The 16661-nt window shown below is 57.0% G+C and carries 17 protein-coding genes; 8 read left to right on the top strand and 9 right to left on the bottom strand.

Annotated elements, in window-relative coordinates; translation table 11 throughout:
* Nucleotides 1-124: 124 nt before the first annotated feature.
* Complete coding sequence (locus AC6I7J_RS00375) at nucleotides 125-502, top strand: DUF1360 domain-containing protein (RefSeq protein WP_211724997.1); 378 nt, start codon at nucleotides 125-127, stop codon at nucleotides 500-502.
* A 12-nt stretch (nucleotides 503-514) separates the two neighbouring features.
* Here AC6I7J_RS00375 and AC6I7J_RS00370 read toward each other — a convergent pair whose 3' ends face one another.
* Complete coding sequence (locus AC6I7J_RS00370; protein WP_058758169.1) at nucleotides 515-979, bottom strand: Rrf2 family transcriptional regulator; 465 nt, start codon at nucleotides 977-979, stop codon at nucleotides 515-517.
* Nucleotides 980-1341: 362 nt separating this feature from the next.
* Between AC6I7J_RS00370 and AC6I7J_RS00365 the strand changes: the two genes are divergently transcribed.
* Both AC6I7J_RS00365 and AC6I7J_RS00360 read left to right on the top strand, forming a co-directional pair.
* Nucleotides 1342-2010, top strand: a complete 669-nt coding sequence (locus AC6I7J_RS00365; RefSeq protein WP_249217989.1) for a response regulator — start codon at nucleotides 1342-1344, stop codon at nucleotides 2008-2010.
* Nucleotides 2007-5195, top strand: a complete 3189-nt coding sequence (locus AC6I7J_RS00360) for an ATP-binding protein (RefSeq protein WP_498006480.1) — start codon at nucleotides 2007-2009, stop codon at nucleotides 5193-5195. The genes AC6I7J_RS00365 and AC6I7J_RS00360 overlap by 4 nt, the downstream gene beginning before the upstream one ends.
* A 9-nt stretch (nucleotides 5196-5204) precedes the next feature.
* Here AC6I7J_RS00360 and AC6I7J_RS00355 read toward each other — a convergent pair whose 3' ends face one another.
* Entirely contained in the window at nucleotides 5205-5948 is a 744-nt protein-coding gene (locus tag AC6I7J_RS00355) for an alpha/beta hydrolase (RefSeq protein WP_498006478.1), read from the bottom strand.
* A 490-nt stretch (nucleotides 5949-6438) separates the two neighbouring features.
* Between AC6I7J_RS00355 and AC6I7J_RS00350 the strand changes: the two genes are divergently transcribed.
* A complete protein-coding gene (locus AC6I7J_RS00350) occupies nucleotides 6439-7515 on the top strand; it encodes an EpsG family protein (RefSeq protein ID WP_223815726.1) in 1077 nt (358 codons plus the stop codon).
* A 26-nt stretch (nucleotides 7516-7541) separates the two neighbouring features.
* Here the strand turns inward: AC6I7J_RS00350 and AC6I7J_RS00345 are convergent, their stop codons facing one another.
* Nucleotides 7542-7871, bottom strand: coding sequence for a hypothetical protein (locus AC6I7J_RS00345; RefSeq protein ID WP_215480992.1), 330 nt, complete (start codon nucleotides 7869-7871; stop codon nucleotides 7542-7544).
* Between AC6I7J_RS00345 and AC6I7J_RS00340 the strand changes: the two genes are divergently transcribed.
* Nucleotides 7761-8798, top strand: coding sequence for an acyltransferase family protein (locus AC6I7J_RS00340; protein WP_498006476.1), 1038 nt, complete (start codon nucleotides 7761-7763; stop codon nucleotides 8796-8798). The genes AC6I7J_RS00345 and AC6I7J_RS00340 overlap by 111 nt on opposite strands.
* Nucleotides 8799-8846: 48 nt before the next feature.
* Here AC6I7J_RS00340 and AC6I7J_RS00335 read toward each other — a convergent pair whose 3' ends face one another.
* The 6 genes from AC6I7J_RS00335 to AC6I7J_RS00310 all read right to left on the bottom strand — a co-directional run bounded on the left by AC6I7J_RS00335 (nucleotide 8847) and on the right by AC6I7J_RS00310 (nucleotide 13972).
* Nucleotides 8847-9839, bottom strand: coding sequence for a LacI family DNA-binding transcriptional regulator (locus AC6I7J_RS00335; protein WP_498006474.1), 993 nt, complete (start codon nucleotides 9837-9839; stop codon nucleotides 8847-8849).
* Nucleotides 9840-9918: 79 nt separating this feature from the next.
* A complete protein-coding gene (locus tag AC6I7J_RS00330; RefSeq protein ID WP_021506882.1) occupies nucleotides 9919-11049 on the bottom strand; it encodes an ROK family protein in 1131 nt (376 codons plus the stop codon).
* Between the two features lie 99 nt (nucleotides 11050-11148).
* Complete coding sequence (dnaC, locus tag AC6I7J_RS00325; RefSeq protein WP_021506883.1) at nucleotides 11149-11889, bottom strand: replicative helicase loader DnaC; 741 nt, start codon at nucleotides 11887-11889, stop codon at nucleotides 11149-11151.
* Nucleotides 11889-12425, bottom strand: a complete 537-nt coding sequence (gene dnaT, locus AC6I7J_RS00320; protein WP_021506884.1) for a primosomal protein DnaT — start codon at nucleotides 12423-12425, stop codon at nucleotides 11889-11891. Before dnaT ends, dnaC begins: the two co-directional genes overlap by 1 nt.
* Nucleotides 12426-12526: 101 nt before the next feature.
* The gene (locus AC6I7J_RS00315) at nucleotides 12527-13204 is read right to left on the bottom strand and encodes a hypothetical protein (RefSeq protein ID WP_059010246.1); all 678 of its coding nucleotides are present in this window, start codon (nucleotides 13202-13204) and stop codon (nucleotides 12527-12529) included.
* 78 nt (nucleotides 13205-13282) lie between these two features.
* Nucleotides 13283-13972: an autotransporter domain-containing protein gene (locus AC6I7J_RS00310; RefSeq protein WP_058781879.1), complete on the bottom strand. Its 690-nt coding sequence runs from the start codon at nucleotides 13970-13972 to the stop codon at nucleotides 13283-13285.
* A 187-nt stretch (nucleotides 13973-14159) separates the two neighbouring features.
* Here AC6I7J_RS00310 and AC6I7J_RS00305 point away from each other — a divergent pair, with 187 nt between their 5' ends.
* The 3 genes from AC6I7J_RS00305 to AC6I7J_RS00295 all read left to right on the top strand — a co-directional run bounded on the left by AC6I7J_RS00305 (nucleotide 14160) and on the right by AC6I7J_RS00295 (nucleotide 16653).
* On the top strand, nucleotides 14160-14720 hold the full coding sequence (locus AC6I7J_RS00305; protein WP_498006471.1) for a DNA-3-methyladenine glycosylase I: 561 nt from the start codon (nucleotides 14160-14162) through the stop codon (nucleotides 14718-14720).
* 109 nt (nucleotides 14721-14829) lie between these two features.
* Complete coding sequence (locus AC6I7J_RS00300) at nucleotides 14830-15492, top strand: OmpA family lipoprotein (RefSeq protein ID WP_021506888.1); 663 nt, start codon at nucleotides 14830-14832, stop codon at nucleotides 15490-15492.
* Nucleotides 15493-15648: 156 nt separating this feature from the next.
* Complete coding sequence (locus AC6I7J_RS00295) at nucleotides 15649-16653, top strand: LacI family DNA-binding transcriptional regulator (RefSeq protein WP_104189516.1); 1005 nt, start codon at nucleotides 15649-15651, stop codon at nucleotides 16651-16653.
* Nucleotides 16654-16661: the final 8 nt, after the last annotated feature.

Below are 16661 nucleotides of genomic sequence, written 5' to 3'. Positions count from 1 at the left end.
ATATCACTACTCTGCCGGGGAGAACACGCTGTTGCGTCAGCGCACATCATGTAATATCGTAAGTTACATGAAAGATAAGCCGCCGTTCTTTCCGCTGCGCCAATCGTCACAAAGGAGAAAATCTATGCATGCCTTTTTACTCTCTGACATGGGTGTGTGCCTGGCGATTGCGCTGGCCTCAGCCAGCATCGCGATGACCATGACACAGACCGAACTGTTTGCCGGTTTGCGCGCCTGGACCGCACGCAAACACGCCTTGCTCGGCCATCTGTTTCACTGTTTCTATTGCCTGAGCCATTGGGTGGTGTTTGCCGCGATGCTGATTTACCACCCGACGCTGCTGAACAGCGGTTGGCCGCTGGTCGACTGGATCATGACAGCCTTCATCACGCTGACGCTGACCACCTTTGTCAGCGGTATGATGTTTAAAGTGTTTCAGGCCGCCGTCACCACGCATGTGATGAAGCATGACGCGCAGATCAAATTGCAGAAGCAGGATTAATGGCCGCGCGGGTTAGTCGCTGCAGCGCGGAAAGATGTGCGGATCCAGCCCAAGGCTGGCCATTTTTTGCAGGTAATCGTCGGCGATGTCCGCCACGGTAATCTGGCTGAAGCGCTGCAGCAGTAACGCTTCGGCTTCACCCAGCGCCTGGTCAAGCCGGGCGTCCACCGCATGTTCCACCAGGCAGGGCGAAGGATCGGCCGCCGGGCCAATGCTGAACAGCGCCGGGGAGCCGATGGCCTGGTACACATCCAGCAGCGTGATATCGCGCAGGTCCGCGCGCAGCTCCCAGCCGCCGCCGTGCCCCTTTTCCGACACCAGATACCCCTTTTCACGCAGCCCTGACATCATACGACGCACCACCACCGGATTGGTGCCGAGCATTTTTGCCATGGCATCGGAAGTAGCGCGTTTAACGTGACGATCAAGATGAATGAGCGCGTGCAGCGAGCGGGACAGGCGGTTATCGCGTGGCATGGACGTTTCCTCTGAAATTCCCGCTACTGTAGCAAACCACGCTGGCGGCAACAATTTATCCCGGCTGAGCGTAGATGGCGCCCTGACCAGACATCCGCGTTAATCATGCTGCCAATAGGAAAAGGCAAACCGCCACAGTAAAAGAAATTACGATGAAAAGACGATTGGGCATCGGTTAATTAATTAATGAACTGAGTGACAGAAAGGGAATATTTATTTCCCACCAGGAAAGATAACTCCTCCAGGCGGAATAACCATTTCCCTTTTATAATTAATTTAATCTTGTAGGACATAGACTACAAATAATTATTTTATTGTTCTTGATCATACGCAATATATATAATTCAACGAGCGGCTAAAGTTTGACCTGTCATTCACTCATCAGGAAAAGGTTAACTATGGCTCAGGTCGTTGTGGTTGATGACCATCCGATCGCGCGGATGGCCGTTCGTTATTTGCTGGAACAAAATGGACATACAGTGCTGGCCGAAAGCGCCGATGGCCGGGAAGCGGTAACGTTGATTCAGCAGCAGCAGCCGGATATCGTCATCATTGATATCGACCTGCCGTCGCTGGACGGAATTGAAGTGGTTAAGTCATTGCGCGAGCAGTATTTTCCAGGAAAAATCATCGTTATCTCCGGGAAAAATGAAAACGTGTATGCCGTGCAGAGCCTGCGCAGCGGCGCCAATGGCTTTGTCAGTAAAAAAACCGATATGCCAGAGATCGCCAGTGCTATTCAGGCGACACAACGTGGTTACGGTTATTTCCCGCTGGGCGGTTTTATGCAGCAAATGGAGCAGGAAAGCACGCTGGCGGAGAAAAAAATGATTGAATCATTGTCACCACAGGAGTTTCAGGTTTTTCATCACATTATTAAGGGCCTGAATAATATGCGCATCGCGGCGCGGATGGGCGTCAGTAATAAAACCGTCAGCACTTATAAAAGCCGGTTAATGGATAAACTGCACTGCAAAACCATGAGTGATTTATTTGCTTTCGTACACCGCAATCAAATGGAAGCCTCATGATCCGTCTGCTGATGTTTATCGGACTGGTGCTGTGCTGCAGCCCCACGGTGGCGCAGCCGATGCCACAGCTCTATATTCCGCTGGAGCGGGAACCGCTGGCACCGCTGATACCGCAACTGTCGCAGGACGACTGGCAGGTATTGCGTCAGTTGCCCACGCTGCGCATTGCGCTGTGGGCGCCTGATATTCCGCCTTATCTCACCTTCCTTGATATGTCATCCGAGGAAAAAAACGTGGAAGGCGTATTTGCTGATTACGCCCGGCTGATTAGCCAGGCACTTGGCATGCGGATAGAGATGCTGCGCTATGCCGATCGTGACGCGGCGCTGGCCGCTATCGCTGCCGACCAGGCTGATATGCTGTTTAGCAAAGCCGGGAACACTGTGCCTTCCAACGCCCAGCTGGACGCCTCACAGAATCTGCTGATCAACCGACCGGTGGTGGTAACCCAGCGCGATCGTGCCATGCAGCCGGTGCCTTATGCAGCGCCAGTCAGACTGGCGGTGGACCAGCACTATCTCAGCGACAGCGTAATCCGGGCGCAATTTCCTCAGGCGCACATCATGCGTTATGCCTCCAGTCGCGTCGCACTGTCGGCGCTGGCGACCGGCGAGGCGGATTACGCGCTCGATAATCTGACCTCCGCCAGCTTTTTAATTGAACGCAACTACCTCAATCAGCTGGCGCTGGCCGACATTCTCGCCCCACGCGCACAGGATGCCAGTCGCCTACTGGTCAGTCAGCGCAGGCCGGTATTGCTGCGTGCCATAAATCGCGTCATCGCGGCGATCCCCGCAGAGCAGCATCGCGCGATCTCACGCCAGTGGACACAGCGCCCGGACATCTGGCGTCTGCAGCAACCGCTGGCACTTACGGCTGCTGAACAGCGCTGGCTACAGCAGCACGGTAGCGTGCGCGTGGGTTTTAATCCGTTTTTTGCGCCACTGGCACTGCTGGATGGGCGTAACCAGTTTCAGGGCATCAGTGCCGAATTGCTGCACCAAATCCACCTGCGCACCGGTATCAATTTTGTCGCCGTGCCGGAGTATCACGAAGACACGCTCCTGATGCAGCTTCAACAGCATAAAATCGACATGGTGGCCGCACTCTCCTATAACGCGCAGTGGCCAGGCCGTTTTACCCAGCCGTGGCTGCACACGCCGTTTGTGCTGATTACTGCCGCTACCGCGGGTGCACCCGCCGCGCTGCACTCGGGCTTACGTATCAGCGTAATGAAAGGCAGCCCGGTCATTGGCTGGCTGCAGCAACACTATCCTGAAGTACAGCTACAGCTGGTGGACAACGCCAGTCTCGGCATGCAGCAAGTGGTGGAAGGCAAAGCCGATGGCATGGTACATAACCAGCTGGGCGCCGCTTACCTGATCAAACGCTATTTTTCCGGACGGATGCGCATTGTCCAGCGCGTCGGCACCCAGCCCGCTCACATCAGTTTCGCCGTGCACGCTGGCGATCCCGAGCTGCTCAGCATCATGAATAAGGCCCTGAATGAAATATTACCCAGTGAGATCTCGCAGCTCACCAGCCGCTGGCAGGGTACGCCCGAGGTGACGGCCAGCAGCTGGCCACTGTATCGCACGCCATTTTATGCGCTGGCGGGCGTGGCAGCCGTCGTCTCCCTCGCTTGCCTGCTCTGGGTGTATCAGCGCGGCCGGGAAATCCGCCGCCGCCGCCGGGCGCAGCGGCAATTGCAGATCGCCCGCGATCGTGCCGATCGTGAAAATCAGGCCAAAAGCCGTTGGGTTGCTACCGTGAGCCATGAGATTCGCAATCCGGTCAACGCGATCATCGGCCTGCTGGCGCTGGAAGCGCGCAAGGCCGGTGCCAGCGAGGCGCTGCTGACTGCATGGCAATCGGCACAGGCATTAAGCGGCCTGGTGGGCGATATTCTGGATATGGCGAAGATTGAGCGCGGGCAGCTGACGCTGGCACCGCAGTGGCATAGCATCGCGACCCTGTGCCAGCCGGTACTGCAGCTCTATCAGGGGCTGGCGCATGAAAAAAACCTTACGCTTACCTATCACACTACGCTGCCTGATCTTGAAGTCTGGGTTGATGCGCCGCGCCTGCGTCAGGTGATCGCCAATTACATCAGCAACGCCATTAAATTCACGCCGCAGGGAAACGTGGCGGTGTATCTCAGCGGTGAGCAAAACGCCACTGGCGAACTGGTGCTGGAAATTGAAGTGCAGGATAGCGGCATTGGCATCAGTGAACAGGAGCAGCAACAGCTGTTTCAGCCGTTTGCGCAGACCACAGCCGGTCGTCAGCAAACCGGCTGCGGACTGGGACTGGTGATCAGCGCGCAGCTGCTGCAACAGATGCAGGGCAGCATGCGCCTGCACAGCGAGCCGGGTGAAGGCACCCTGGTTCACGTCACGCTGCCGCTACCGAGTCGCGCACCGCCGCCGGTAACCCTGTGCGCGACTGATGCGCCGCCCGCCGTGCCGGCACTGCATATCCTGGTGGTTGACGATCATCCGGCGAATTGTTTGCTGCTGACCCGTCAGCTGGAAGCGCTGCAGCATCGTGTTACCGCGATCGGCCAGCCTGACCTCGCAGCTGAGATCATCGCAACACAGCAGATTGACGCGGTAATCACCGATTGCCATATGCCGCAGATGGATGGTTTTACGCTGACCAGTGTGTTACGTCGCCGTGGTTATCGTCACAAAATCATCGGACTTACCGGCAGTGCACTGGCTGAGACGCGCGAACGCGGCCTCGCGGCTGGTATGGATGCGTGCCTGTTTAAGCCGCTGCATCCGGATCAGCTTAACGCTGCCCTGGCGCAGCCTGCTGCCCTGCCGGCATTGCTGTCTTTGCCGCAGCTGCGCGCCATGGTGCACCACGATGACGTTATGGTGGCAAAACTGCTGCTCAGGGTATGCGAAGAGAATCAGCGCGATTTGCAACAGGCCCAGCAGGAACTGGCGCAGCAGCAGTGGCCCGCGCTGGCACGCACGCTGCACCGACTGGCCGGCGCAGCTCAAATTATCTATGCGGCAGATATCAATCAGCTTTGCCAGCAGCTGGAGCAAGCCTGCGTCGATGCGCACGATGGCGACCTGCTCAGCGTGGGTCTGGCTGGCCTGACTACGCGTATCGAGCAGCTACAGCTGGCCATTGATTGCTGGCTGCCGTTCAATCGTGTTGTAAAGCAATAAACATCCCGCTTACCGCTTCACCAGGCTGCTTTGCCAGGCGTGGAACAGGGTGAGCCAGTTTTGCACCGGCAGATGTTGCTTCTGGCCGGTGCCAAAGCCGTGACCGCCCTGCTGGAACAGATGCAGCTCCACGTTGACCTTGTTCTGCCGCAGTGCGCTGAACATGCCCAGCGCGTTTTGCGGTGAGGCGGTGCCGTCGTTCAGCGCCTGCACCAGAAAAGTCGGCGGCGTGTGTGCGCTGACGCGATCTTCCTGCGAAAACTGCGCCATTTGTTGGGCATTGAGATCTTTTCCGTACAGCGCCGCGCGCGTGCCTGGATGGGTCACGCCCTGTTTCAGCGACAGCACCGGATAGATAAGCGCGCTGAAATCCGGGCGCGCCGACACCTTATCCTGCGCATCGACCGCCTGATAGTTAGCTTCATCGGGAGTGTTGCTCAGATTGGCGGCGAGAAAGGCACCGGCGGAAAAGCCCATCACGCCAATGCGGTCAGGCGCTACCTGGTACTGCTGCGCATTGGCCCGAATCAGCCGCAGCGCTCGCTGGGTATCGGCAAAAGCCTGCTGGCGATACTGCGCTGAACCGTCGTGTGGCAGACGATAAATTAACACAAATGAAGCATAGCCCTGCTGGCTGAGCACATTGGCCACGTCCAGCCCTTCAAGATCTTTCATAATATAAGAAAAACCCCCACCGGGAATGATTAGCACCGCCGCATGATTATTTTTTCCTGTTGCCGGAACATAAATCATTTGTGGCGCATCGACGTGGGTAACAGCCCGGTTATTAATGGCCGGGTTTTTACTAAAATTAATAAATTTATTATTTGCTGACACTTCATCTGGCCAGATCGGAATTTCCTTATTGGCAAACGCGGCCGGAAGATACAGTAAAAAAAACAGGCTAAATATCCGCAACCCTCTCATCGCACTGGCTCCAAATCCTGAATAAAAACAGTAACAAAAGTCAAACTGAGCGGATAAAATCGCTCAGTGACGCTCCGGCTCCCCGCGAGATAATGAAAAAAACATACTCATCGAAAAATGTCTGTGGAAACGGTAGCAAATAAATATGGCAAAACCTATTCAATATAATATCGGACCAGGAAAAATTAGACTTTTCTCATGTTTACGTTAACAAGGCCGTATGTTATAAGTGAATTTTAAACTATAAGAATCTGTGACCATGGGAATTTACTGGATCATAAGTCTTAGCCTGACTTTCGTCGCTATTGTCGAAATCATGTTAAGTAAAAATGAAAACACAGCGCAAATCAGGACGTGGCTTTATTTTGTTGCCGTTGTAGTACTTTTTACTTTTGGCGGTATTCGTGGCCTGGGAACCGGCCTTGATGACTTCCAGTATCGCGACTTCTATGCCCAGTTTATCGATAAAATTATTATCGAAGGTTTCTGGCGTGCGGTCGTGGAATTCCGTTATGAACCAGCCATTTACGCCATTGCCGGTGCGACACGCATCTTTACCGCTAATCCGGACATTTTCATCTTTGTCTTCGCGGTCATCGCTGTTGGTGTCAACGCGCACTACTTCCGTAAGCTGACACCGCTGCCGCTGGTGGCCCTCGCCGTCTACTCTGCGCACCTGTTTATCAACAAAGACATGAACCAGATTCGCTTCGGTTTATGTTCGGCGTTTTTAATGGGCTTCGTCTGGCACATGTCGCGGCGCAGCAAGTCTGGCATGATCACCACCTTCATCCTGTCGTTTATCAGCCACGCCACCGCGATTGTCGCGCTGCTGATTCCGCTGGCGATGATTGTGCGTAAAAACAAATACATCCCGATTGCTATCGTGGTCGCCAGCCTGCCGCTGGCGTTTCTCGGCAGTTCAGCGCTGATCGCCGCGCTCTCCAGCCACCTCGGTGCGCTGGGCGACAGGGCCATGGGCTATGCCGATGCCGATTCTCGCCAGGAACAGGGTATTCTGACGCTGTCTAACCTGAAGAACATCGGCTTCGTGTTTATCTTCAGCTACATGCTGCTGAGCGACAAAATTAAAAATTTCGACCCGGAAAAGTTTAATACCTATTACATTCTGGTGATCACTTTTGCCATCGGCAGTGGCCTGAGGATGGCGCTACAGGATTACGCTTCTGGTGGTCGTCTGGCGAACTATTTGCTGCAGGTGGAGCCGGTGCTTATTTCGCTGTGTATCTGGGAAACCAGAAAGCTGAAGAAGGTGCTTGCCGTGGCTGTCACCATTCTGATGGTGCTGTACTATCTCTACTACAACACCGTATCGAGCAAGCAGTCGATTGTCGGCTATGAGGTGTCACGCACCTTCCAGCTGTTCCGTTAGGTCCAGAAATAACGCTAGCCAACTGGTTAGCGTTTTTTCATTAATAAGCCCTTTCTCATCGTCATCCAGGGAAAATCCGAATATTTTACTGGTCCTGAACATTGCTTGCTTTTTATGAGGATTAAAATTCTAATAGATTGCATCTGCTCACGCAGAACACCTGTGATAAGAATATTCCGAAGCAACCATGCAAAGTCTTTCATGGCTTTTCCTGGCACGTCGTCACTCAATGAAAGAATGCTGACATGAACGAAAAAAACAATTTTGACATCGTACGACTTTCCCTCGCCTTTATCGTAATGCTGGTGCATTCCGCTGAGGTGACGAGAAACGCCGATATCCGTTTTCTGGCGCATTTTCTCAATAGTGATTTTGCCGTCAAAGGATTTTTCGCAATAAGTGGTTTTCTTATTGCAAAAAGTTACTTAAGAAGTAAATCGCTGACATCCTATTTTATTAAGCGCGCGCAACGTATATTGCCGGCTTATATTTTCACCATCATCATGTGTTTTGTGATTGGCATGTGTCTTACCACTCTGCCACTGATGGATTTTCTGAAAAATAAAGAAACCCTTAAATATCTGGTCGCCAACTTCTCGTTTCTTAACTTTATTCAGCCGTCGCTGCCGGGCGTGTTTACCGACAACCCAAATCAGCCGCTGGATGGTTCACTGTGGACCATCAAAGCCGAGCTGACGCTCTACGTGCTGCTGCCCTTTATCGTGCCGTTGCTGAAGCGAAGCCCGCTGAAGGTGTGGAGCGTGATTTTTATTATCTCCTGCGCCTGGTACTTCTACTTCACCGCGCTGTACGGCGGGCCGAAAGCCGATACGCTGGCCAAGCAGTTTATTGCGCTGTCGTCCTACTTCTTCTTTGGCAGCCTGCTGGCGGTGCATCAGCCAACCTTTGACCGCCTGAAAGAGATCACCATTGTGTCGCTGGTGGTGTTCCTGCTGTTCAAGAGCACAGATTACGCGTTTATCGTTGAGCCGGTGGCGTTTTCGGCGGTAGTGATTCTGTTCTGCACCAGCCTGTGTAAAGAGATTAAAATCAGCCAGTACGGCGATCTCTCTTACGGCATGTACCTCTATCACTGGCCGATTATTCAGGTGCTGCAGCATTTCGGTGTGTTCGATGCCAACGCGTTTGCTGGCCTGGGGCTGACAATTGTGATGACGCTGGCGCTGGCTTACACCTCGTGGAATTTGCTGGAGAGCCGTTTCCTGAAGCGCACCCATCACGCTCAGCCGTCGATTGTGCCGCCCACCGCTGCACGCGACTAAGCGTTAATTATGCAGGCGCACGTCGCGCCTGCACCAAAGCGCCACCGATCAAATGGTGGCGCCCATCGACAGCTGATAATGCAAATCCACCTGTTCAATGGTGGGCTGCTGGTTAATTTTCTTCAGCACAATTTCCGTTGCCACTTTGCCCATCTCGAAGCGCGGTGTAATCACACTGGCCAGCCGCGGCGTTGTCGCCTGACCAATCTCCAGTCCGTGGAATCCGGCAATCGCCAGCGCCTGCGGCACAGCAATGCCTGCCGCCTGACACTCCTGCAGCACGCCGACCGCCAGATCATCGTTGGTACAGAGAATGGCATCCATCTGCGGATAGAGCTGGCGCGCCAGCGTCATCATGCCGGTGCCAATCGACACCGAAGAGACTTTGTTCGGAACGATGCGTCCGGCCGGCAATCCGGCCGCCGCCACGGCATCGCAATAGCCGGCATAGCGCTGCTGGTCACGGCGGTCGGACATTGAGCCAAAATAAATCACCCGCTGTTTGCCGCTGGCCAGCAGCATCGCGGTCATGTCGTAGCCGGCACGGTAATTATCAAAGCCGACGTTGATGCGCCCGCGCGTCTCGCTCAGTCCCATCACTTCGGCGACCGGAATGGTAGCCGCGTTGAGATACTTTTCCGCGCGCACGGTATGCACCGACTCGGTCAGGATCAATCCCTGCACGTTAAAAGCCAGTACCGTGGCAATCTGCTCCTCTTCGCGCTGCGGATTGTAGTCGTAGTTGACCACCAGCGTCTGATAGCCGTGGGCGCTGGTGACCGATTCGATACCGGCCAGCAGATCGGCAAAGATTTGATTATTGAATGTGGGGATCAGTACGCCGATGCGCGGCGGCGGGTGCCGCGACGCCGCGGTGTTTTCCTGTTCGGCGACGTAGCCGATTTCGGCCATGACGCTGGCGATTTTCGCCGCCGTTTCCGCCCTGACCTTTTCCGGCGTGCGCAGATAGCGGCTCACCGTCATCTTGGTGACCCCTGCGAGAGTCGCAATATCGTCCAGAGTGATGCGCTGCGTTTTCATTGCGCGTTCCGCAAAGAGAGCCTGTCAATCAACGTATTATGCCCGCTGGCGAGTCAAAAAAGAAACGCTGCTCCGCCGGTCATACCGCTCGTTCGTAGTGCTCAATCACCGCCAGCGCCAGACCGTTGGCCGGATCGATGCGCTGCGGCAGAAAGTGCAGCGCGGTATGGGCAAAGGTAAACGCCAGCGTGCCGGCCTGTGCCGCCTGCTGTACCGCCTGCACAAACGCCGGTTGCGCATTCCACGGGCCGTCAATGATGATGCTGGCCGGATTGACCAGCTGCATCACCTGGCTCAGCGCATGGCCGAGATAGCGGCCGGTCTGCGCCATCAGCTCATACACGATCTCTGGCTCGCTGTCGCCGGACTGCCAGCGTAAGCCGGGCTTACGCCGGGCCAGCTGCTGCTGGATCGCCGGCAGGCTGACCAGCGTCTCCAGACAACCCTGTCGCCCGCAGCTGCAGCGCGCGCCGTTGGGCTGCACGCTCAGATGGCCAATCTCACCAGCGGTCCAGCTGCTGCCGCTGAACACCTCACCGCGCTCCACCAGCGCGCCGCCCACGCCGTCGGCGATGCGCAGATAAAAGTGGCTTTGCGCTTTATTGAGCTCCAGCTGCTGCACCGCAAGCAGCGCGGCCGCTTTGACGTTATTCATGATGCGCAGCGGCAGCTCAACGCCGCGCCGCAGCGGCGTCAGCACATCGACATCCTGCCAGCCGAGCGGCGCAGAAAAGTGCACCCGCCCGCGCTGAGAATCAATGATGCCGGGAAAACCGATGGCGACGCCCAGCAGCGCCGGATGCGCCGCGCGCAGCGTCTGACACACTTCCGTCAGCTCGTGCAGCAGCCCGTCGGCATCGGCCGTTTCGGTGCGCCAGGTTTGCTCGGCCACCACGCGCGAAAAGTAGTCGCACACCCGCCAGTGAATCGCCTGGCGCTCCACCATGATGCCCGCGCTTTTCAGCTGACCCGCGCGCAGTTCGATCTCAATTTTGGGCCGACCGGCCGCAGCCACGCTGACCGGGCCAAGCTCGTGAATCAGCCCCTGCGCCAGCAGGTCATCGATAATCAGGGAAACGGTGTTTTTGCTCAGGTCGAGCGCCAGCGCCAGATCCTGGCGGGAAGTGATGCGGGTGGTGCGCAGCTGCGTCATCACCCGTTTGAGGTTGTTCAGTCGAAGTACCGCTGGTCCTTTCCCGGCTGCTTTCATCGCACCCTCACCTGACAAAGAGTAATAGGTGTAAGTTTAGCAGCCCGCACCGGCGGTTAATCGCCGGTAAAACCGGGTTTTTACCGCTTCTGCCGCGTATCAATACTCGTCGCCGCGCACGCGGCTGCGGTAACTTTCCCAGTCAAAACGCACCCACAGGCTATTACCGAGGCGCATGCGATCCATCACCCGTTCGCCAAGCAGCGTATTCATGCCGGCCGGATCGAGGTTGGAGAGCATGCCGGTCGGCCGCTTTGACGACGAACGGCGATCAACAATCTGATTGATGATCACTTTCTCGTAGCGCGATTCGCTCTGCATGCCGATCTCATCGATCACCAGCAGATCGACATGGCTGAGATCCTGCAGCAGCCGCTCTTCGGTCAGGTCGCTGCCGCCGCTGAAGGTGCCTTTCATGCTCGACATCAGATCGGCCACTGTGACAATCAGCACGCTTTTACCGCGCAGAATCAGATCGTTACCAATCGCCGCCGCCAGATGGTTTTTACCGGTGCCAGGACGGCCGGAGAAGACAAAGCTGGCGATGCTGTTCTCAAACCCGGCGGCGTATTCACGCGCCAGACTGAGCGCCTTGCGCTGGCCGTCATTTTCGACGCGGTAGTTGTCGAACGAGCAGTTCATGTGCAACTCACGGATGCCGGAGCGGCCCATGATGCGCTGCATCTTCATGGCGCGGTTTTCGCGCACAATCGCTTCTGAGCGCAGCCGGCCCTGCTCCTGATTCCACGCCAGCAGCTCGGCGCCGTTTTTAAACTTTGGCTGCACATCCGCGGGCATGATTTTTTTCAGGCGACTGAAAAGATCGTTCGGCGTTTTCATTACTCACCTCGGAATCCATCGGGAATATCATAATCAGTATTGCTGATCTGGGTGATATCGCGCTTTGGCTGACCGCCGTTGGCGGCGCGGTTCATCTGCACGCTGCGCGCCAGTTTCTGCTGCCACTGTACATGGTGAAACAGCCGGCCTTCCGCCTGCCAGTAGGCGACGAAAGCCGCCAGCTCTGCGGCGGTCACCGGCTCGCTCAGCGCCACGCCCCAGATCGCCGCCTGGCGCTGGAAGTCGCTGTCCGGCTGCCAGCCCGGATACATGGCGAACTTGCCCACCGGCACGGCGATTGGCGCGGCGTCGCTGTGAAACAGGCTGTCGTCCAGCGTGACATCATTCGGCTGCTGCGCCGCTGCTTCCAGCGCCAGCAGGTGCGCGAGGCGCTGCGGCGTGATCGCGTAAAAGGCCGGAACATTGTTGTGCAGCACCGCCAGCGTGCCGTTATCGGCCTGCTGCAGCGTGGTGAGGGGATCGTGGCAAAAGCCGTCCAGCCCCACCAGCGTTGAAGATAAGATTTTGACTGACATGAAGAAACCTGACGTTGACTCACCCGGTGCACCGGCGACCCGGTGCTAAGCGGTCAGTGTACCTGTTTTAGCACCGGGGATCGCCATAAAACCGCGCGGATTTAGCGCGAGGCGAAGTGCGCTTCAGCCGCCTCAATGCTGACCACGCGACGGCTGGCGCGGGCCGTTGCCAGCGCCGGGCGGGTTTGCCACAGATAGCGCAGCGATGCCACCAGACACAGGCTGTAGCCAAACAGCTCGCTGCCCTCTTCCGCCATGTTCTTCACCACGCGGTTATAGCCATCCAGCATCAGTTGCTGCCACAGCTCATGCATGCCAAACAGCCGCGAGAACACCAGCACCGCCAGCAGCCCGGCGGCCATCATTTGCCAGCTGCGATGCTGCAGCAGTGCCGCCAGGCCCGGCAGGATTTGCCGCGGCTGACGCAGCGCCATCGCCAGCGAGGCCGCGGTCGTTGCCAGCGCAAACCACAGCCATGCGCCGTGTTGCACCACGTCGAACAGAAAATCCATTTCACGAATCAGCATGCAGCTGAAGAAGCCACCGACCAGGATCAGCGCGCTGCGCTGCTGCGGTCGCTGCCAGGCGGCGAGGAAGAACAGTGCGGCAATGGCCGCCAGCATCAGCTCCTGTGTCGCTTCGGTGAAAGAGGTTTCGTGCAGTGCATCGTTCATCCAGTTGACGTCGATGTAGACCATCGCCATACAGAAGACCAGCACCAATCCACTGATGATAAAGGCCGCCAGTTCGCGGCTAATAAGAATAATGTTTTCGCGCATTGTGATACCAAATCAGAAAATAATTAGCGCGCTTATTATATTTCCGCTGGCTGGCACCACTTCTCATTTCATGCCGCTTCAGAAGCTGGCGCTGACACCGAGGTTGTAAATGAACTGTTCGCCGCTGCTGACCGCGCCGGTCTGGGCAAAGGAGGCGAACGCTGCCATGTTCTGGCCGAGCGGCAGACGGGCACCGACGCTGACATCCATCCAGTTCGTTTCCCGGTTCATCTCTTCCGGCCGATCGCGTGGCGCGGCCGTGCCGTCGAAGCTGAGCTGATGGCTGTAACTCACCTGCGCCCACGGCGATATCCAGCCAAAACTGGAATCCACGCGCCAGCCCAGTGAAGCGATGTGTTCGGCGTTATTACGATCGACCGGCGCGCAGGCGGCGCAGCTCAGGGTGGAATCATCGACAGCAAACTGCGCCACCGGACCGGTGCGCAGGCGGTCATTCATCGGCAGGTTCCAGCCTGCCGAGTAGCGGTTCACCAGCGGCGAGTTGCCGACGCTGGCCGTTTCGCTGTGCAGCGCCATGCCGCCGCCGGGCGGATTGAGCGCGGCATCAAGCAAATCGCTCTCGCGGTTTTCTGTCAACATCAGATGATTACTGGAAATTTTTTCGGCAAGTATCGCATTGTAATCCGGCGCGCTGCTCTCGCTGGCCTGATCCCAGGCGTGCGCCGGCAGGGCCGCCACCAGTAGCCACCCACCGCTAAAGGCCAGCGCAAGGAGACGCTGGCCGGTCCGCTGACTGTTCTGCCACATGAAAGACTCCTGACGAGCCGGAAGGGATCGGGTTGGCCTTGAAATTGATGATGATCCTGAAGCGTTCACCCGGTTGCAGCGCGAACGTCCATGACGTTATTATCGGCACCCATTGATTAACTATTAATCGATTCTTTCAAACGTCAAGCGACTGACCGCTTTTTCCTCATGCTTAGGGAGTGATGCAATGCAGCGATGTGGCTGGGTAACACAGGATGCGCTTTATCTGGCGTACCACGACATGGAATGGGGCGTGCCGCAGACCGATAAGCGCGCCTTATTTGAGATGCTGTGTCTGGAGGGGCAACAGGCTGGTCTGTCATGGATCACCGTGCTGAAAAAGCGCGAGAACTACCGCCAGGCGTTTCATGATTTTGATCCGCAGGCGGTGGCGCTGATGGATGAGGCCGATCTGCTGCGCCTGCTGCAGAACAGCGGTTTGATCCGCCATCGCGGCAAGCTGGAAGCCATCATCAATAATGCCAAAGCGCTGCTGGCGCTGGAGGCCACCGGCGAAGACTTTTCCCGCTTTATCTGGTCATTTGTCGATAACCAGCCGATTTTGCACCGTTACGCGGATTATAAACTGGCGCCCACCACCTCCGAACCGGCTATTGCGCTGTCTAAAGCGCTTAAGAAGCGTGGTTTTAAATTCGTCGGGCCTACAACCTGCCACTCTTTTTTACAGGCCTGTGGGCTGATTAACGATCATCAAACCAGCTGTTTCTGCCATCCCGATAATCTTTAAGGCAAAAGTTTACAAATTAAGACTGCGCCTCACGAATTTCCCCATCATTGAACGGCATAATAGTGCCGTTTTGGGGCATTTTCCCCGTTTCCGTATGAGGGACTTTTTCATGAAAAAGCGTGTACTGGCGCTGGCCTTGTTAATGAGCGGCAGCGTGGCGCTGTCGGGTTGTACCACCAATCCTTATACCGGCGAATCGCAGGCCGGGAAATCGGGCATCGGCGCGGGTCTGGGCGCGGTGCTGGGCGCTGGCGTGGGCGTGCTCTCTTCGTCGAAGAAAGATCGCGGTAAAGGTGCGCTGATTGGCGCAGCGTCCGGTGCGGCACTGGGCGGCGGCGTCGGCTATTACATGGATGTGCAGGAAGCCAAACTGCGCGACAAGATGCGCGGCACCGGCGTCAGCGTAACGCGTCAGGGCGATAACATCGTGCTGAACATGCCGAATAACGTGACCTTTGACTCGAGCAGCGCCAACCTGAAACCGGCCGGCGCGAATACGCTGACCGGCGTGGCGATGGTGCTGAAAGAGTATCCGAAAACCGCCGTCAACGTGGTCGGCTTTACCGACAGCACCGGCACGCGCGCGCTGAACATGCGCCTGTCGCAGCAGCGTGCAGAAAGCGTTGCCAGCGCGCTGATCGTGCAGGGCGTGGCGCAGAACCGCCTGCGTACCCAGGGCATGGGCCCGGATAACCCGGTCGCCAGCAACAGCACCGAAGCCGGTAAAGCACAAAACCGTCGCGTCGAAATTACCCTGAGTCCGCTGGGCTAAGGCACAGGCCGGTCTGCCGCTGCAGGCCGGCTTTTGACGCGTTTTACGCGCTTATTGACGCGCAAAGCAGCAGATAACGCGTAAACGTCGCCGGACGATAGAGCCAGCGATGACTTTATGCTAGCGTGATCAAAATTTGATCAGTGGAAAGCCATCATGTCACTCAAAGCTATCGCCTCCGCCCTTGGCCTCTCTGTGACCACCGTGAGCCGCGCGCTGAATGGGTTTGATGATGTCGCCGCTGCTACCCGTAAACGCATCGAAGAGGAAGCCGACCGGCGCGGTTATCGCCCGAATGCCGCCGCGCGTCGCCTGAAGACCGGCCGTGCCAATGCGGTCGGGCTGGTGTTCCCGGTCAGCAATGCCTCACTCAACGACAGCTACTACAGTGAAATGCTGCTGACGCTCGATCAGCGTCTCGCCCTGCACGAGATCGATCTGCTGTTGCTCCCCGACAAACCGCAGGATCAGCAGCGCAATTTGCTGCGTATGCTGCGCAGCGGCGTGCTGGACGCGCTGATTGTCACCCATACCACGCCGCAGGATGTGCGATTGCAGCGCCTGCAGCAGAAGGGTTTTCGCTTTCTTACGCTGGGGCGCAGTCAGCTGCCGCAGCCTTACGCCTGGTTTGATTATGATAACCATGCCGGAACGCTACTGGCGGCGCAGCACTGCCAGCAGCAGGGCTATACGCGCATCGCTTATCTCGGTGGTAACGAGCCCAGCACCTACATTCTTGACCGCCGGCAGGGGTTTATCGACGCGCTGCCCGCCACGCCATGCGCGCAGCAGGCTGGCTGGATGGCCGCGCTGCCGCCCTCGCGCCGCGCGGGCTATCAGCAAACCCGTGCCTGGCTGGCGCACGTTATCCAGCCTGACGCCATCATCACCGACTGCAGCCCGCTCGGCGAAGGCGCAGCGATTGCCCTGCAGCAGGCCGGGCGTCTGAGCGGCGCGCAGGCAATTCCCCTGTACGTGTACGATGGTCTGCCGCACGACTCCATTATCACGCAACCGGTCAACGCGATTCTGCAATCATCACAGCAGCGGATTGGCGAACGCGTCGCCGAAATGGTGCTGCAGCTGCTGGAGGGCGCGCCGCCCGCGCAGTTACAGACGCTGTGGCAGCCAATGCTGCGCCTCACTTCTGACGCACAGTGATTGCGCGA

It is taken from the genome of Type-C symbiont of Plautia stali (assembly GCF_059730935.1).
Note: the sequence above shows the minus strand (reverse complement) of the source record. Positions and strands in the feature narration are given on the sequence as shown.

What these genes read in the sequence shown, in the direction of transcription:
- AC6I7J_RS00370 (WP_058758169.1), bottom strand. Translation starts at nt 979, where the DNA reads ATGCCACGCGATAACCGCCTGTCCCGCTCGCTGCACGCGCTCATTCAT.
- AC6I7J_RS00315 (WP_059010246.1), bottom strand. Translation starts at nt 13,204, where the DNA reads ATGCGCGAAAACATTATTCTTATTAGCCGCGAACTGGCGGCCTTTATC.
- AC6I7J_RS00350 (WP_223815726.1), top strand. Translation starts at nt 6,439, where the DNA reads ATGTTAAGTAAAAATGAAAACACAGCGCAAATCAGGACGTGGCTTTAT.
- AC6I7J_RS00355 (WP_498006478.1), bottom strand. Translation starts at nt 5,948, where the DNA reads ATGATTTATGTTCCGGCAACAGGAAAAAATAATCATGCGGCGGTGCTA.
- AC6I7J_RS00340 (WP_498006476.1), top strand. Translation starts at nt 7,761, where the DNA reads ATGAACGAAAAAAACAATTTTGACATCGTACGACTTTCCCTCGCCTTT.
- AC6I7J_RS00335 (WP_498006474.1), bottom strand. Translation starts at nt 9,839, where the DNA reads ATGAAAACGCAGCGCATCACTCTGGACGATATTGCGACTCTCGCAGGG.
- dnaT (WP_021506884.1), bottom strand. Translation starts at nt 12,425, where the DNA reads ATGTCAGTCAAAATCTTATCTTCAACGCTGGTGGGGCTGGACGGCTTT.
- dnaC (WP_021506883.1), bottom strand. Translation starts at nt 11,889, where the DNA reads ATGAAAACGCCGAACGATCTTTTCAGTCGCCTGAAAAAAATCATGCCC.
- AC6I7J_RS00305 (WP_498006471.1), top strand. Translation starts at nt 14,160, where the DNA reads ATGCAGCGATGTGGCTGGGTAACACAGGATGCGCTTTATCTGGCGTAC.
- AC6I7J_RS00345 (WP_215480992.1), bottom strand. Translation starts at nt 7,871, where the DNA reads ATGCGCCAGAAAACGGATATCGGCGTTTCTCGTCACCTCAGCGGAATG.
- AC6I7J_RS00295 (WP_104189516.1), top strand. Translation starts at nt 15,649, where the DNA reads ATGTCACTCAAAGCTATCGCCTCCGCCCTTGGCCTCTCTGTGACCACC.
- AC6I7J_RS00300 (WP_021506888.1), top strand. Translation starts at nt 14,830, where the DNA reads ATGAAAAAGCGTGTACTGGCGCTGGCCTTGTTAATGAGCGGCAGCGTG.
- AC6I7J_RS00375 (WP_211724997.1), top strand. Translation starts at nt 125, where the DNA reads ATGCATGCCTTTTTACTCTCTGACATGGGTGTGTGCCTGGCGATTGCG.
- AC6I7J_RS00310 (WP_058781879.1), bottom strand. Translation starts at nt 13,972, where the DNA reads ATGTGGCAGAACAGTCAGCGGACCGGCCAGCGTCTCCTTGCGCTGGCC.
- AC6I7J_RS00360 (WP_498006480.1), top strand. Translation starts at nt 2,007, where the DNA reads ATGATCCGTCTGCTGATGTTTATCGGACTGGTGCTGTGCTGCAGCCCC.
- AC6I7J_RS00330 (WP_021506882.1), bottom strand. Translation starts at nt 11,049, where the DNA reads ATGAAAGCAGCCGGGAAAGGACCAGCGGTACTTCGACTGAACAACCTC.